The sequence below is a fragment of the Elusimicrobiota bacterium genome (assembly GCA_016218575.1).
Classification (GTDB): domain Bacteria; phylum Elusimicrobiota; class Elusimicrobia; order UBA1565; family UBA9628; genus JACRDN01.
In genome coordinates, this window is sequence record JACRDN010000017.1 from 18,469 (window position 1) to 35,057 (window position 16,589).

Here is a 16,589-nt window from a genome sequence, read left to right on the forward strand (position 1 = left end):
CAAAGAAGGGGTGGGTCTTTAGGGCCTGGGGAATAGGTCTTTTATCGATTTTAAGGGAGTCCCAAGGACCTATAAGGCCCCTCAGGGCTTATTGTTAACATAACCGGCGCCCCGGTGAAGAAGCTCATCTCCTGCCTCATTTCAGTCGCCCTCATCACCGCCGGCTTTCCGTGGACGGCTTTGGCCGAAGGCGGGGTCAAGGCGGTCCCCTCGCCGCTTCCGGCGCCGATATTCGGCATGGCTCAAGCCCCCGGCCGGAGGATTATGCCGATTAGTGCGGGCGCGCGCATAGTCCGGGACAAATTGCTGGGCCGGCGGGGCTCAAAAGACGTGTTCTCGATACGGTTCCGTCCGGACGTCGATGCGGCCGACCGCCTCAGCGGCCGGGAATGGGAGGTCTGGCTCGCGGAACGAAACCTTTACGAGGTTGCCGGCGGCGAGGGATGGGCCTTGATCGGGGTATCGGAGGGGGGGCGAGTTCTGCGCAAGAACGTCGTCCCGGCCGTGGCGCGCGCGGTTCTGGAGATGGCGAGGCAGCCCTTCGTCCACGAATTGGAAGTCCACCCTCAGGTGTACCGGCGCATCCATTCCTCGGTGGAGCGGGCGCTCATGGGGGAAACGACCGGGACGAATTCCAGCGCCGAGAAAGAGAGCGCCGCCGCGAGAGAGGTTTTCGGACGGAGTTGGGGGGCTTCTTTCCGTTATTTGGGTATCACGGCTCTTGGAGCCGTGCCGGGCGCTTCGCTGTGGAAAGCCGACGCCAATAATTCCTCGAGCCGGGGCGCGATCCTTCCATCTGCTTGGAACCAGTCCGAGGAAACGGTCGATACCGTCCTTGCCGAGCCCCGCGGCCAGCAGTTCAAGATGATGAAATTCAGTCCGGATAGCCTCCGCTTGATCACGGTCAACGAGTGGGGTACTGTTCACATATGGGACACCGGAACCGGGCGCCTTCTAAAGAGCATCCGCTCTCTCGAGTACATCCCATCCCCCGGCAATCAACTTGCGCACGAAACGCCGCGCCAATTTTTCCTGGATGGACAGACCATCACGATCAGGCCTTGGGGTTACTATTTTCGTAAGGGAAACCGCATTCCCACGGCCTTGGTCGTCAATTGGGGAGGGAATGATATTTCAGTTAATGGGGACAAGCTTCAAACCGAGAGTCCGGACGGCCGTTTCAAGGCCTATACCGCCGGGCTCTTGGCGAGCCCCGAGCTTGTTCTGCGCGGCCCGCGGCCGGCTGTGATCGGTCCAGCCGCTAAAAATGCTCTTGAGGCGGCGGTCTCCGAAGAACTTTCCGCTCCCGCGCAGAGGCTCGAGCCGGGGAGGGAAGGCGGAGCGTGGGCGCATTTCGGGTCCATGTGGGGGCTTTTGAGCCGGGCTGCGCCGTTTCTGTGGCTTTTCGGCTTGGGTCTTATGGGCCTCTTGGAGCATTTCTTCGCGCCCGGAAGCGGCCTGGTCCTGGGCGCGGCCATGATCCCGCCGCCCCTTGGCCGAAAGCTGTTTTGGGACGCTCGTCAGGACGATACAATCGAGGTTTTGGAGGACTTAGAGCAGCTCGGCTTCGAGGATGGGGCCTTGCCCGAAGTGGCCAAGGCCATCGGGGCATTCTACGCCGAGATCCGCAAGGACGAGAACAAGCCCCGCGGCAAGGACGGCCGCAAGGAGGCGTTCAACCAGAGGGATATTTCCAGGGCTTGGGCTGCGGCCTTCGCCCTGCAGTACCGCCAGCTCCGGGTCGTGGCGCCGAACCGCCGCTTGGCCGCTTTCGCGGCGTTTTACCGGGCCTTGGAATTCGCCTACGGGGCGGGCTTGGAATACGATCCCGCCGATAATGACCCGAACAACGGGGACCGCAAGGCCTTCGAGAAGGTTTTAGCCGATCCCAAAAACGGGGTTCTCCGCGCGCTGGCCCGGGGCCTCAAACTGAAAGTTCCCGCTGCGGCGAAAGGCCGGCCGGCCCCGGGCCTCGAGTCGTTCATAGACGGCGTTATTCAAGCCCAGGATGCGCGGCTTTCTCTTCAGGTGCTGTCGGAAAGGGCCGACAAGGTCCCTCTGCCGGAGACGCTCATGCCGGGCCAGGCCCCTCCCCTCTTGGAGCCGAGCGGGGCCGCGCTCCGGAGCTTCGAGGATATGAAGGCGCAATTCGTGACTGAAGTGGATCGCGGCGGGCAGAGAGTCCGAATCGAGAGCGCTTGGAGTGTTTTACGCCATATTACGACGGCCGTGAGGCTCAACCTGCCCGCGCTTGCGGTGGGGCCTACCGGAACCGGAAAAAGCGCCGCGATCAAATGGCTGGCCGCGGTCATGGGCGTGCCTCATTTGGCCGTAGCCATGAAACCCTCGAGCGGCAAGGACGAGCTTATGGGCTCGATCAACATCACCCCCAAGGGCCTGGCCTGGCAGTGGGGCTACCTCGTCAAGGCCATCGCCAACGGGGACTGGGTCACCTTGGAGGAGGTCAATCTCGCTCCTACCGAGGTTCTTGAGTTTCTCAACGAGTTCTTGAACTCCGGCTTCGTGCGCCTGACCCAATACCTCGACCCCGAGACTCTGGAGCATGTCCTGCCTCGCGAGCTTTATGAATCGTTGAAAGAAAACGGATTCATCCTCAAGCCGCATCCCCGGTTCAGGCTGTTTATGACCATGAACCCGGCCTCCTACGCGGCGCGCAACAAGCTGGCCCAGACCTTGACCAATCGCTCCGTCCAGCTGTGGGTGCCGGATTATTCGCCCGTGGAAATCCGGTATATGCTGGAGGCCCGCTTCGGCATCGAACCCGGGCTGGCCCTGACGTTGGTCGAGTCGATCTATGAGCCGCTTAAGAATATGGTCCGGAGCGGCAGGCTGGGCAAGGGCTGGAAGGACAGGTATGAATTCAACCTCAGGACCTTGCTGAGGGTGACCGGCTTGTATAAGGAAAATCTGGAGCTTTACGCGCAGGCGCACCCCGAGAAACCCATGGACGAGCGCACGGAGCGCCTGCTTATGGCCCGGGCCCTGTGGGAAGGTATTGGAGTGACGATGCGCGGGGACGTGGACCGCAAGGTGCTGTGGACGCTTTTCAATGTGGCTTTGGGGCTCAAGAAGAAGTATGGCATCACGCAAGAGGAGGTTCTGCCTCGGGTACGGGCTATACGGCTCGATCGAAAGAGGCGCGAGATCGTCTTCGACGACGCCCTTCTGCCCTTGCGCCTGCCCCTGCGGCCGGGAGGGGCCTTCGTGCCTCCTGAGGACTTCGACTTGCCGCCTACCCAGCAGACCCTTAACCACATCTATTGGTACGCGCGCCGGATGCTCCGCGGCCAGAACAGGCTCTCGGTGGGCGAGACCTCGGCCGGAAAGACCACCATGGTCCAATATATCCACCGCATCCGGCACGCCGCCCTCTTCTACACCAACCTGTCTTCGGACAGCGCGGACTCCGATATCGGGGGCGGCTATGAGCCAGACCCCGGGAGTCCCGGCGAGTTTCGCTTCGCCCATGGGCTTCTCAAGCGCGCGGGGGAGGAATACGGCGGCGAGGGATCCACCTTGGCCATAGACGAGTTCAACTTCAACGCCTTGGTCGAATACTTCAACACGGCCATGGACGACGGCTATATCGTTACCCCCGTCGGGAAGGTGAAGCTCGGGCCTCAGACCTCTATTGACGCGCTCATGAACCCCCCTAGCTCCCAGGGGCGCAGTATGCTGAGCCCGGCCCTGCGCGGCCGCTTTTGGGAGATATGGATAGAGGAGCCGGATCAGAAAGAGGCCACCTTGCGGGCCGGCTACGTTCTCCGGAAGTTCATGAAAATCCTGGGCGTCGCCGCGTTGTTTGTGGGAGGCGCTCTCCTGCTCGGCCCCACCGGGGCTTTGGCCTCGACTCCAGTCGCAGCCGTAGCGCAAGGGACGGCGCCGGTTTTCGGGATCGCGGCTTCCCTGGCCTTGGCGGCCGTTTTAAATTGGAGAAAAGACTTCTGGAGCCGCATTGGCGTTCATAGCCGGCTCCGGGCAAGGTTTTTGGGGCCGCGAGACGCCAACATCATCGATATTTATGTCGACTGGGCTGACGTTGGCCGGCTGGTCAAGGCCTGCGCTTCGCTGGGACTGGAGCTCGAAGTTCCCGAGCGCAGAGAGTGTGGCCACTGCGTCGCCAAGGGCTCGGGATCGGCCGAGGCTCTGGCCGCGGGAGTCCTGAAATTGGCCGGGAGGGACTTCATTGAAAGAATCGAGGTCCATCAGGCCGTTTACAACCGGGTCTCCGCCATGATGGCCGGGGAAAGGTCCGTGGTCGTTTCCAAGGAATTGGAGAATCGAGGGGCAATGCCCGATCCTCAATCGTCCGGCACGGCCCGCGAGGCGTTCGGCAACGCATGGGGTTTCATGGCCGGGCTTGGACTCAGGACAGGCGTTGATCGGAGAGTGTTTCATAGCCTAGAGTTGTCCGATCCTTTGACGATCCAGGTCGGCGACGAGGGATCCCTGCTGGCTCTGCACCCGAGCCGAGACCTCGCGGCTACCGTTGGGGAAGTGCCCGACGATTCGTCCAGCAGGGACAACCATGTTTCCCTATGGGACAGCCGGACGGGCGCCAGAATTAAGACGCTGGACATCGCGGAAAAGAAGTCCATCAATGATATCCATTCCCTCGGTTTTAGCCCGGACGGCGGCATTCTAGCCGTGGCCGTCCGCAGCGGATGGCGATGGATCGTCAGGCTTTGGAATACCCGGACTTGGAAGCCCTTGCGCCGGTTCATTGGCATCCGGGCGTTTGCCTTCAGCCCCGATTCCAAGGCGCTTTTTCTTGTTGGGAATAAGCAAATGCGCTTGGTCGAGAGCGGGTCTTGGAGAACCATATGGTCCGGGCGGGCTCGGGCCAGCACCTTCGAGTGGGCCGACAGGCGCCGACCCGCCTTTAGTCCGGACGGGAAGCGTATCGCCTTGAAGCTTAAAGACGAGGTGATTCATCTCCTGGATTCGGCCACGGGCCGATGGATCGCGTCGCCGGCGCCGCCGGGCAAGGAGAATTTGTTCCGGCAGCAAAATCTCTCGGGCTTCCAGTATTCTCCCGATGGAAGGACGGCGGCGGCTATCCTATACGGAAACTGGCTTCTGGTGGGCGATGCCCAGACCGGGCGGAAGCGGAAAAGCTTTCTGCCTCCCTTCAGGAGATCTTTCGATTCCCTGGCCTGGCATCCCGACGGGCGTCTCTTGGTCGCGGTCCCCTCGAAAGACGCAGGCCCGCTGATATTTCGGGTTGGAACCTGGCAGGTCGAAGAAAAGCTGCCCGTACAAAACGGCCCTAGTGCTGCCGCTTTCAGCGGCGATGGAAGGAGGCTGGCTATTAAGGCGGGTGGGGAGCTCACGATTTGGCGGATGCAGAACGAAGCGGACCGGGCCGCCATGGTGGAGGGGGAGTTGATCCATGGGGCCGAGAGGACTGTTTCGGGAGGGGGTCTAGGCACGGCCCGGGACGTGTTCGCAAGCGCCTGGAGCGCTGCCGTTGGCGGCTTATGGCGCATCACCATCGGCATGGCCGAGAGCGCGAGCTCCGCGGTGTCCGGCGCAACCGTGGAGGACCTTCTCAGGGAGAGCCGGGTGCCGCGCGGGAAATGGGCCGAGGTCAAGCGCAAGCTCGCCGAAGTTTGGGATATCTTGTCCGCCTTGGGCGTGGCCTTCGGCGGGCAGCGCGCGCTTCAATTCCGGATCGGGCAGTGGTGGGAAACCAATCTGGACGAGGGAATCATTTTTATTCCCTTAAAGGAGATTCTCAAGCATCTCGATAATCTCAAGGTCCTGATCGGCGCCATCCTGCACGAGGCCGGTCATGTTTTCTACACGCGCCTGCACAAGCTGGCCGAGTACATGCCTTTTTTGCAAGCGACCGGAGCGCCGGAGGCCGTGCACACCCTTTTCAACGTCTTGGATGACATGTACTTGGAGCACGCCGAGTCCCAACGTCTGCCCGGGGCCCCCGAGTATTTGGAGTCCCTGCACGCGGCTTATCGTCCGGATTTGTTCCGCGGGGATCTGGGGCTTGCCAAGGAGCTTAAGGGCAAGCCCATGGGAAATAGCCAAGAGGACCAGGTCAAGGCTCTCTTCCCGCACGAGGAATATCTGGACGCTCTGCGCTCTTTCTGGATGACGCGGCAATTCCCCGCGCAGTATGTCAACCCCGAGGTCGCGCGGGCGGTGCAAGCCACGGCCGGTTCCGTTGAGTCCATCCTGGACCTGCTTCCCGAAGCGCCGACGCCGAGCGAGGCCGAGCTCTTGGAGTTGTCGCGCAGGCGCTTTGACCTCATTAGGGAAAAGATCGCGCCGCGGTATTTGGAGCTCATCGAGCTCAGCCGCCGGCGACTCGAGGAGGAAAGCTTGGGAAATCCCGATCAAATCATTGGTCAGCGCGCCGAAAGGATCGCGGAGAAGCTCGCGCCCAGCCATGGCCACGAAGGGCACGGGCCCCGGGAAGGGGCCGCCGCCAAGCCTCGGGGACAGCGTTCCGCGCCTTTGGGAAAACCCGAGTCTTCGCGCCGGTCGGGACGCCCGGCCGGCGCAAGGCCCATAGGAAAAAGGGCCGTGCGAGATATAATCAATCGCCACGAGGATGTCATGGCGCTCGTTCGGCCGGGCAATTTCTACGAGCAGTCCTTGTCCAGGATATTCCACCTCATCGACGGCTTCGTGGGCCGCATCGACAACCTCTTCGCCAAGAACAGCAAGCCCGGGTGGGAGGGTTTTTTCTCAAAATCGCCGGGCCGGGTCAATATCAGGCGCTTCATGGCGGGCAGGGCGAGGGGTTGGCGCAATAAGGGCGATTTCAAGTTCTGGGAGCGCCGGAGGCTTCCGACGAAGCGCGACTACAAAGCCCGGATACTGATCGACCTCTCCGGCTCCATGGGCGGCTCCAAGCTCGAGCGCACCCTCGACCTCGTGGCCTGGATGATGGAGTCCTACGAAAGGCTCGGGATTGATTACAGCATCATGGGTTTCGCGGACGACGTCTACCTCTTCAAGGACTTCGCCGGAAGCCCAGAGCAGGTTCAGCCTCTTAGCTCCGATGAAAAAGAGAGTATCTTCGCCAAGGTCCGCGCCGCCGGCAAAGGCGGCACCAACGATGTGGGGGGGGTGCTGGCGGCCCTCCAGGGCGACGAGGAGAAGGGTTTCTCGAGCCTCGAGGACCAGGACGTGGAGTTCCGGTCCTTGGTCGTCGTGACCGATGGCGAGGGCAACGGCAAGAATTCCGACCAAATGGGCGCGGCCTTGGCTCAGGCCGCTGAGAAGCGGGTCAGCGTCATCGGGATCGGGATCGGTGAGGGCATGTCTTACGTCAAGGAGCGCTACCCGGGCGCGCATGTTTTGGAGCCGGATATGGAACACATGACCGACGCGGTTTCGGGGGCCTTCGAGCGGGAACTCGAGAGGAGCTTCGAGGTTGGGGTGCCGGTGCGTTAGCGCCGCGTCCTAGACGTTAAAGGACGTCCCGCAGGAGCAGGTGGTCTTGGCGTGGGGGTTGCGGATCTCAAAGCCCGACTTCATCAAGGTCTCCACCCAATCCACCTCGGAGCCGCCGATGAAGAAGTCCGAGCGGGGGTCCACCACGGCCTTGGCGCCGTGGCCCTCGAATACGATATCGTCCGGATCGGCTTGGCCGGTGATCTCGAATTCGTAACTCATCCCCGAGCAGCCCCCGGCTCCCACGCGCACGCGCAGGATGGGTTGGGTCTTGCCCTGGCTCTTGGCCAAGGCCTGGACCTTTTGGGCCGCCTTGGGGGTGAGCGAGATCATCAGTCGAACTTCTTGGACTTGCCGCAGCCGCAGGAGCCCTTTTCCTGGGGGTTCTTGATCTTAAAGCCCGAACTCATGGCGTCCTCGCTGTAATCAATGACGGCCTGCTCGAGGAAGGGGAGGCTGTTGTTGTCTAGCAGAACCTCGAAGCCCGGCTGAACCAGCACGATGTCCTGGGGCTTCTTGTCGTCGAATCCCATGCTGTACTCGTAGCCGGCGCAGCCCGAGGGCTTGAGGGTCACGCGCAGACCCTTGCCTTTCGAGCTTTCGTCGCTCTGGAGGAAGGACTGGATTTTTTCAACGGCCTTGGGGGTTAAAGTGAGCATGAGATAGTATACCTTCCGTCGAGAATGCGTGTCAATTGGACGTTGGGGTGACAAAAAGTGACTAATGCTCTCTTGTTGTTGTCCCTGGACCGGTCTATATAAGAAGAAGGCATATGAGAACAGCAATTTTTATGGCATTGCTGGGATCGGGCTGGGCTGCTCGGGCCCAGGAGTCGACTCCTTTCGAGTATTTACAAGAGGAAGCGCAGGTCGTTTCCGCTTCCCGCCATTCTCCCCAGCCGGTGAGCCGGGCTCCGGCCACGGTTTACGTGGTCACGGCCCAGCAGATCCGGGCTTCGGGTGCGCAGACCATTTGGGACGCCCTCAGGGCCGTGCCCGGGGTGGACGTCATGGCCACCAGGACCTCCCAGGGCGAGGTCGGCTCCGCGGCCTCAATAAAGCCTTGAGCAACCGGACCTTGGTGCTCCTGGACGGCAAGACCGTGCTCAACGGCTATTTCGATTTCGCGGTCTGGGAGGAGATCCCGGTCACTTTGGAGGAGATAGACCGCATCGAGGTGGTGGAGGGGGCCGTGTCCGCGCTGTACGGGGCCAACGCCTTGGGCGGGGTGATCAACATCATTACCAAAAGCCCGCGGCAGATAGAGGGGGGGGCCGTTTCCTACGGGTTCGGGGGGCGCTCCACTCAAATCGGGAGCGCGCTTTACGGAAGGGAGAAGGGAAACTGGGCCTATAAATTCGGGGCGGGCTGGCGGAGCACGAACCGCTTCGAGGATGCCGGGGCTTTGGCCTCCCAGACGGGGAAATTCCACGCCTGGGTCGGGCGCAGGCTCCTCGAGGACGGGGAATGGAGCGCGTCCGGGGGGATTTCCGAGATCAAGACCCAGGTCACCACGGGAAACAACGGCACCGCGGTGGGAGCGGGTCCCACGGGATTTGCCAGAACCGACTTGAGGGTCAGGGACTCGCGGGCTCGTTTCTTTTGGAATCGCAGCCGCCTCGAGGCGCGGGATTTCGCCGCTCTCCAGAGCCCCAACATGGACTATGACACCTATGATTTGACCCTCGACCGGGTCTTCGATCTGCCCTTCGCCCACTCCCTGGTGGCGGGGGGCGGCTATCGCAAGAACACTCTGCGGTCCAGGATTTTCCAGCCGGGCCTCTTGGAGCAGGATCTTTGGGCCCTATTTCTCGAGGATCAATGGGAGGCCGGCGAGAACTGGACCGCGGTCGCCAGCGCCCGGCTCGACCGGCATCCCCTGGCTCCGCTCAACTTCTCGCCGCGGGGAAGCTTAATCTACAGCCGTTCGTCCCGGCACGTTTTTCGATTCTCGGCGGGAACCTCGTTTCGTAACCCGACTTTGCTCGAGAACTACTTGAATCTCGTGCGCAGCGATCCCAGCACCACGGCCCCGTTCACGACCCAGGAAACGACCTTGTCGGGCAGCCCGAACCTTAATTCCGAGAGGATCGCCTTGTTCGAGCTGTCCCACGCCGGCGCTTTCGAGCGAGTTAAGACCCGGGTCGCGGCCTTCCACTACCGCCTGGCCGACGTCATAGCCACCACCCCGGCCGCGGTCACCTGCGGCTTGGCCTGCTTTCCGACTCTCAAGGTCAATACTTCCTTCGCCAATCAAGGCCAGACCAAAGCTTGGGGCGGGGAAGCCGGGGTCGAGGCGCTTTTGGCGCGCCATTGGAAGGGGCTGGCCAACTATTCCTACCAGAGCCTGACCGACGACCGGACGGCCCTGGCCTTGAGCGCGCCGAGGCATAAGCTCAACTCAGGCTTGGAGTATGGCTCCGGAGGGTTTCTCTTCAATCTCCGGGCCCATTGGGTGGACAAAACCTTCTGGAACCGCAACAGGAGCGGCACCGCCGTGGAATACGCCAAGGTTCCCGATTACCTTCTCTTGAACGCGAACGCCTCGTATTCTTTCCGGGGCTGGGAGGCTTCCGTTGGCGTCTTCAATCTCTTGAACCGGGATCATTACGAGATCCTTCCCAGGCAAAGCGCCCTTCTGCCCGGCCAGGGGGGGGAAATCATCCGCTCGCTCTGGACGGCGGGCCTCTCGCACCGATTTTGATGAATACGACATGGTTGGCTCTGCTCTCGGGCTTCTGCTGCCTCATGGCGGGCCGCTCCGCCGGTTCGCAGGAGGTCTCCGCGGTCCTAAGCTCCGACTCCTCCTATTACCGGGAAGCCCTCGCGGGCTTTCAAGAGGCCTTCGCAGAGCCCGTGGCCGCGGTCAAGCTGGACCAGCGCAGGCTCTCCCTGTCTTCCATCGCCCCCGCCGTGGTGGTGGCTTTCGGCTCCAAGGCGGCCTTGGCGGCGAGCGCGACCCGCGCGGCGATGGTTTTCTGCATGTCGCTGGGCGCCGAGATTCCGGAAAGATATTGGGGCCCGACCGTGAACATCCCCTCCCTGCCCGCACCCGCGGCGACCTTGGCCAAGCTCAAGGAGATACAGCCTCGGATGACGACTTTGGCGGCGGTTTGGGCCTCCAAGGCCTACGAGGACGACGCTCGGCGCATGCGCCTCTTGGGCGCTCGGATGGGCGTCTCGGTCCTGCTCGTGCGCCTGCACGGTCCGGAGGCGGCCCCGGACGCCTTGAGGTCCCTGCGGGGCCGGGCCCAGGCCTTGTGGCTGTTCCCGGATCCCAAAGCCATCAACGCGCAAAGCTTCGAGGTGTTCAAGAGCTACTCCTGGGCTAACCGCGTCCCGCTTTATGCCGCGTCCCCGGGCTTGGCGGAAAGGGGGGCCACGGCCTCGCTGGCGGCCGGCTACAATGAAATCGGCAGGACCGCGGCGCGCGCCGCGCGCGAGATACTGGATGGGAAGTTCGTATCGGCCAAGATATATCCGGAGCGGACGGAGGTCACGATCAATTCCGCGGCGGCGAGGAATTGCGGCCTGGAGATTCCCAAGCAGGCCCTGGCCGAGGCCAAGGTGCTGCCGTGAGCCTGCGCTCCAAGATGGTCCTGCTCTTTCTCCCGCTTTTCTTGTTCTGCGCGGGGCTCCTGCTTTGGCTGAGCCACCGCGCGGTCCACCAGGCCCTCCTCAAGGAGGTGAAGGCCAGGGGCTTGTGGAAGCTCGAAGCCATGGCCGCCGCGACCGCGGCGGGATTCAGGGACCGCGACGAGCAGAAGCTCCTGCCCGGCCTTCAATCGGGTCAGGAAACGGCCGGCGGGGCCTACGCCATGGCCCTGGACCCATCCGGCCTCGTCTTGGCGCACACCAACGTCATCGAGAAGGGCAGGCGCTGGCGGGATGCGGAGGCCTCTCGGGTCCTGGCCAGCGACCGGCCTGTTTTCAGAGTGACTCAACTCGACGGCGCGCCCGTCCTGGACATTTCCTTCCCGGTTTGGGCCCGGCCCAAGGCTCAAGGGGAGGAGGAGTTCCTGTTCTCTCCCGGTCCCGCGGCGCGCGGCTCCAAGCTTGGAATTCTGCGCATGGGGATTGCGTTGAAGGAGACGCTCGGCACGGAGGCGCGGATATTCCGACGGATTTTGGGCATAGCGCTGGGGACGGGAATCCTGTTCCTGGGGATGAGCTTGCTCCTGCTGCGGCGGATACTTCGGCCCATCCGCCTCATGAGCCAGGCCACGGCCAAGATCGGCCGCCGCGAGTATGAAGTCGAGGTGCCGGTCGACTCCTCGGACGAGTTGGGCGCCCTGGCCAGGAATTTCAATTCCATGAGCCGGGCACTGGCCCAGAGCACGGTTTCCCGGGAGGAGCTTGAGAGGAAGATGGCGGAGCTGGCGCGCTCCAACTCCGACCTCGAGCAGTTCGCCTACGTCGCCTCCCACGACCTGCAGGAGCCCCTGCGCAAGGTCGCCAGCTACGCCGAGCTCCTGGCCCGGCGCCATCGAGGCCGCCTCGACCCGGAAGCGGATAAATTCATAGATTATATCCTGGGCGGCGTGGCGCGCATGCGCGCCTTGATCGTCGATTTGCTCACATACTCCAGGGCGGGCCGGCTCGAGCGCGGTTTCTCGCGCGTGGACACGGGGGTCGTCCTCAATGGGGTGCTGGAAAACCTGGAGGCCACGATACGGGAATCCGGGGCCGAAATCTCGCACGGGCCGCTTCCCAGCGTGGCGGCCGACTCCGTGGAAATGACCCAGCTTTTCGGAAACCTCGTCGGCAACGCGATCAAGTTCCGGGGCCCAAGCCCGCCCCGGGTCCGCGTGGAGTGCGAGGCGAGGGCGCAAGAGTGGCTGTTTTCCGTGCGCGACAACGGCATCGGGATAGACCCCCGCTACGCCGAGCAGATATTCGTGATCTTCAAGCGGCTCCACGCGCGCTCCGAGTACCCCGGGACGGGGATCGGGCTGGCTCTCGCCAAGAAAATCGTGGAGAGGGCGGGAGGCAGGATTTGGGTCGAGTCCCAACTCGGACGCGGGAGCGTGTTTTATTTCACTTGGCCGATGGAGGGCGCAGATGACTGAAAAAATCGCGGAGATCCTGCTCGTCGAGGACGACGAGGGGGACGTGGACCTCATCAAGGAGGCCTTGAAGGAAAGCAAGCTCCACATCCGCCTGAACGTGGTGGACGACGGAGAGAAGGCCATGGCCTGCCTGCGCCGCCAGGGGGAGTACTCGGGGATATCTCGCCCAGACCTCATCCTGCTGGACTTGAACCTTCCCAAGAAGGACGGGCGCGAGGTTCTGCGCGAGCTGAAAGGGGACTCGGCCTTGAGGTGCATCCCCGTGGTGGTCTTGACCACCTCGGACGCCGACACGGACGTGCGCAACGTCTACGACCTCGGGGCCAACTGCTACGTCACCAAGCCAGTGGGATTTGCGCAGTTCTCCAGAATCGTGCAGGCCATCGAGGACTTTTGGTTCACCGTGGTGAAGCTTCCGACATGAGGCGGTAAAACAAAACTGACGGTCGGAGGCGCGCTCATGCCGGAGAGTTCGTCCGCGAGGATATCCATCACGTCCACTCGGGCAAGCACGGCGCCAAGAACCCCAGGCCGGCCATTGCCGCAGCGCCGCCAGGGGTCATCTTCTTTCACGCGTCGGGCTAGGCCAGAAGACCAGTTATCCACAGGACTTCGCAGCGAAGTCCTGTGGATATCTTCTCGGGGGCGGCGAGAGCAATGGAGGTCTTGTGACGGCTTTGCTCCCGAATTGTCGCGGGAGACTTGCTTCCCAAATTCCGCCAAAAGCTGTATCATATAGACAATCCAGGGGCCGCCGCCCCTCCAATTCCCTGTTTCTTGTTATGGAGAGAGAAAACGATGCCACTAGCCCACTCCGTCGCAGATATGGTCTCTAAGCCCCACGCCGGCAACGGCTTGAGCCGGGCGGGCGCGCGCAAGGTTTCGGATTATTTCGGCTGCAATGTTTTCGGGTCCGAGACCATGAAGGCCCTGCTCCCCAAGGACGTTTACCGCAAGCTCCAGGATTCCATCCACCATGGCAGGCGCATCGACCTTGAGATCGCCAATGCCGTCGCCTCCGCCATGAAGACCTGGGCCCTGTCCAGGGGGGCCAGCCACTACTGCCACTGGTTCCAGCCCATGACCGGAGCCACGGCCGAGAAGCACGACAGCTTCATAGACCCCATCGGCGACGGGAGCGTGCTCGAGGTGTTCTCCGGCCAGCAGCTCGTCCAGGCCGAGCCGGACGCCTCGAGCTTCCCCTCGGGAGGATTGCGCGTCACCTTCGAGGCCCGGGGCTACACCGCCTGGGATCCGACCTCGCCGGCCTTCATCATGGAGGTGCCGGGCGGCTCCACCCTCTGCATCCCGACCATCTTTGTCTCCTACACCGGGGAATCCCTCGACACCAAGACCCCGCTCCTGCGCTCGATCGAGGCCCTGAACCGCTCCGCCTTGGACATACTCAAGTACTTCAAATCCGACGCGGCCAAGGTTTTTCCGACCTTGGGGGCCGAGCAGGAGTACTTCCTCATCGACCGCTCCTACTACAACCGCCGGCCCGACTTGATGCTGGGCGGCCGCACTTTGTTCGGCGCGCCCTCTCCCAAGGGCCAGCAGCTCGAGGACCATTACTTCGGCAGCATCCAAGACCGGATATTCAGCTTCATGACCGACGTGGAAAGCGAGCTCTACAAGCTGGGCGTCCCCTTGAAGACCCGGCACAACGAGGTGGCCCCGAACCAATTCGAGTGCGCTCCGGTTTTCGAGGAGGCCAATGTCGCGGTGGACCACAACCAGCTGGTGATGGACATCTTCAGAAGGGTGGCGGCGCGGCACGATCTGGCGGCGTTGTTCTACGAGAAGCCTTTCGCCGGAATCAACGGCAGCGGCAAGCACAACAACTGGTCTTTGGGCACCGACACGGGCAAGAACCTTTTGAGCCCAGGGGACACCCCGCATGACAATCTCCAGTTCCTGATCTTCCTGGTCTCGGTGATCAAGGCCGTGCACGAGCACAGCCTGCTTCTGAGGGCCTCGATCGCCTCCTCCGGCAACGACCACCGCCTGGGGGCCAACGAGGCGCCCCCGGCCATCATGTCGGTGTTCCTTGGGACCCAGCTCACCATGGTCCTGGACGACCTGGAAAAGGGCGTGACCACCAAGGGCACCGACCCAGAGTGGATGAATTTCGGCATCGACAAGATCCCGCCGATCCTAAAGGACAACACGGACCGCAACCGCACCTCGCCCTTCGCCTTCACGGGCAACAAGTTCGAGTTCCGGGCCGTGGGCTCCTCGGCCAACAATGCCATTCCCATCACGACGCTCAACGCCATCGTGGCCAATCAATTGGCCCTCACCAAGGCCGACATAGACGCCAAGCTCAAGGGCAAGAAGGCCTTCAAGGACGCGGTGATCGAGGTCCTGCGCGGCTATTACAAGAAGTGCAAGGTCGTTTGCTTCGAGGGCAACAACTACTCCGCGCAGTGGGTGGCCGAGGCCAAGAAGCGGAATCTCCCCAACGTCACGACCACCCCCGAGGCTTTGGAGGGTTTCGTTCTTAAGGATTCCGAGGATGTGTTCGCCAAAGCCGGGGTTCTCTCCAAGACCGAGCTTCATTCCCGGCACCACATCAAGCTCGAGAAGTATTCTAAGGACGTCGACATCGAGGCCAAGCTCGTCATCGAGATGGTCGGCAACCAGTACATCCCGGCCGCGATCAGCTACCAGAACGAACTTATCGAGTCGGCGCGCGGCCTGCGCGAGCTCCTGCCCAAGGACGGCGCGGTCAAGGCCCAGCTCTCCATCCTTGAGGAGGTCGCTGGGCATGTCGCCGAGGCTAGGCTGGGCATTGAACGCCTTAAAGGAGTCCTAGCCGAGGCGGAGAGAGAGGACGACGTCGAGAAAAAGGCGCTGGCCTATTGCCATAAAGTGAAGCCTTTATTCGACGTTGTCCGCGCCGAAGTGGACGCCTTGGAGGGTCTGGTGCCGGACAATATCTGGCCTGTCCCCAAATACCGGGAGATGCTGTTCATCATCTGATGCCGACCAAGGAAGAGGTCCTTAAAGCCCTCAGCGCCTGCCAGGAGCCGGAACTCGGCAAGGACATTGTGTCCTTGGGCATGGTGCAGAATATCGCCATCGAGGGCGGCAAGGTCTCCTTTGACTATGTCCTCACCACACCGGCCTGCCCATTGAAGGGCATGATGGAGCTCGAGGCCAAGGAGGCCGTGAGAAAGATCCCTGGGGTGAGGGAAGTGGCCGTCCGCATGACCGCGAGCGTGAAGAAAGACCCGCGCCTCGAAAACGTGATCCCTCCCGGGGTGCGCAACATCATCGCGGTGGGAAGCGGCAAGGGGGGCGTGGGAAAGTCCACCGTGGCCTGCAATTTGGCGGTGGGGCTGGTCCGCGAGGGCGCCAAGGTCGGGCTCCTCGACGCCGACATCTACGGCCCGAACCAGCCCCAGATGTTCGGGATCACCGGCTATGAGCCCCAGGCCAATTCCCGGAACAAGCTCGAGCCCCCGGCGGGGCACGGGGTCAAGGTGATGTCCATGGGATTCTTGATGGATGCCGACGCTCCGGTCATTTGGCGGGGCCCCATGCTCCACGGGGCCATTACCCAGTTCCTGAAGGACGTCGAGTGGGGGGATCTCGATTACCTGGTGGTGGACCTGCCCCCCGGCACCGGAGACGTGCAAATCACCTTGTCGCAGTCGGTGCCTCTTATGGGTGCGGTGATCGTGACCACGCCCCAGAGCATCGCCTTGTCCGACGTTAGGAAGGCCGCGGCCATGTTCACCAAGCTCCGCGTTCCCCTTTTGGGCGTGGTTGAGAATATGGGGGAGTTTTCCTGCCCGCACTGCAGGAAGATCAGCCGCATTTTCTCCTCGGGCGGCGCCCAGGCCTTGGCCGAGAAGTACGAGATTCCCGTGCTGGGCAGCATTCCCCTGGATCCCCTGGTCTGCGAGACCGGAGAGATCGGCAAGCCCGTGGCCGTCTCTCATCCGGACTCGGCCCCGGCCAGGGCCTTCCAGGAGCTCGCCCAGCAGGTGGCGGCCCGCGTCAGCGTCCAGGCCGCCAAGCACAAGAATTTGGAGATCAAGTTAACATCGGCGCATTAGGAGGAGGAGAGCAC

At 62.5% G+C, this 16,589-nt stretch carries 10 protein-coding genes; 8 read left to right on the forward strand and 2 right to left on the reverse strand.

All coding sequences use genetic code 11. The features are described 5' to 3' along the window. Positions 1–114 precede the first annotated feature (114 nt). Positions 115–7,440 (forward strand): AAA family ATPase, encoded by a 7,326-nt coding sequence (locus tag HY921_06635; GenBank protein ID MBI5630542.1) that lies wholly within the window; start codon positions 115–117, stop codon positions 7,438–7,440. Positions 7,441–7,449: 9 nt separating this feature from the next. On the opposite strand, the gene HY921_06640 is transcribed toward HY921_06635, so the two are convergent. Both HY921_06640 and HY921_06645 read right to left on the reverse strand, forming a co-directional pair. Further along, positions 7,450–7,773 carry an iron-sulfur cluster assembly accessory protein gene (locus tag HY921_06640; protein MBI5630543.1) on the reverse strand — a complete coding sequence of 108 codons (324 nt, stop codon included), beginning with the start codon at positions 7,771–7,773 and terminating at the stop codon, positions 7,450–7,452. Beyond that, positions 7,773–8,099 (reverse strand): iron-sulfur cluster assembly accessory protein, encoded by a 327-nt coding sequence (locus HY921_06645; protein ID MBI5630544.1) that lies wholly within the window; start codon positions 8,097–8,099, stop codon positions 7,773–7,775. Before HY921_06645 ends, HY921_06640 begins: the two co-directional genes overlap by 1 nt. A gap of 113 nt (positions 8,100–8,212) precedes the next feature. Between HY921_06645 and HY921_06650 the strand changes: the two genes are divergently transcribed. From HY921_06650 to HY921_06680, 7 genes are all read left to right on the forward strand, one after another. Beyond that, positions 8,213–8,506, forward strand: coding sequence for a TonB-dependent receptor plug domain-containing protein (locus tag HY921_06650; protein ID MBI5630545.1), 294 nt, complete (start codon positions 8,213–8,215; stop codon positions 8,504–8,506). After that, a complete protein-coding gene (locus HY921_06655) occupies positions 8,503–10,143 on the forward strand; it encodes a TonB-dependent receptor (GenBank protein MBI5630546.1) in 1,641 nt (546 codons plus the stop codon). The genes HY921_06650 and HY921_06655 overlap by 4 nt, the downstream gene beginning before the upstream one ends. Continuing rightward, positions 10,143–11,018, forward strand: coding sequence for a hypothetical protein (locus HY921_06660; protein ID MBI5630547.1), 876 nt, complete (start codon positions 10,143–10,145; stop codon positions 11,016–11,018). Before HY921_06655 ends, HY921_06660 begins: the two co-directional genes overlap by 1 nt. Next, positions 11,015–12,508 carry a HAMP domain-containing protein gene (locus tag HY921_06665; GenBank protein ID MBI5630548.1) on the forward strand — a complete coding sequence of 498 codons (1,494 nt, stop codon included), beginning with the start codon at positions 11,015–11,017 and terminating at the stop codon, positions 12,506–12,508. Before HY921_06660 ends, HY921_06665 begins: the two co-directional genes overlap by 4 nt. Then, a complete protein-coding gene (locus tag HY921_06670) occupies positions 12,501–12,932 on the forward strand; it encodes a response regulator (protein MBI5630549.1) in 432 nt (143 codons plus the stop codon). Before HY921_06665 ends, HY921_06670 begins: the two co-directional genes overlap by 8 nt. A 374-nt stretch (positions 12,933–13,306) precedes the next feature. After that, positions 13,307–15,493 carry a glutamine synthetase III gene (locus HY921_06675; protein ID MBI5630550.1) on the forward strand — a complete coding sequence of 729 codons (2,187 nt, stop codon included), beginning with the start codon at positions 13,307–13,309 and terminating at the stop codon, positions 15,491–15,493. Next, a complete protein-coding gene (locus HY921_06680; protein MBI5630551.1) occupies positions 15,493–16,575 on the forward strand; it encodes an Mrp/NBP35 family ATP-binding protein in 1,083 nt (360 codons plus the stop codon). Before HY921_06675 ends, HY921_06680 begins: the two co-directional genes overlap by 1 nt. The last annotated feature ends 14 nt before the right edge of the window (positions 16,576–16,589 follow it).

Coding starts and splice junctions, on each gene's coding strand:
- HY921_06670 (MBI5630549.1), top strand. CDS start 12,501: ATGACTGAAAAAATCGCGGAGATCCTGCTCGTCGAGGACGACGAGGGG.
- HY921_06660 (MBI5630547.1), top strand. CDS start 10,143: ATGAATACGACATGGTTGGCTCTGCTCTCGGGCTTCTGCTGCCTCATG.
- HY921_06650 (MBI5630545.1), top strand. CDS start 8,213: ATGAGAACAGCAATTTTTATGGCATTGCTGGGATCGGGCTGGGCTGCT.
- HY921_06645 (MBI5630544.1), bottom strand. CDS start 8,099: ATGCTCACTTTAACCCCCAAGGCCGTTGAAAAAATCCAGTCCTTCCTC.
- HY921_06640 (MBI5630543.1), bottom strand. CDS start 7,773: ATGATCTCGCTCACCCCCAAGGCGGCCCAAAAGGTCCAGGCCTTGGCC.
- HY921_06675 (MBI5630550.1), top strand. CDS start 13,307: ATGCCACTAGCCCACTCCGTCGCAGATATGGTCTCTAAGCCCCACGCC.
- HY921_06680 (MBI5630551.1), top strand. CDS start 15,493: ATGCCGACCAAGGAAGAGGTCCTTAAAGCCCTCAGCGCCTGCCAGGAG.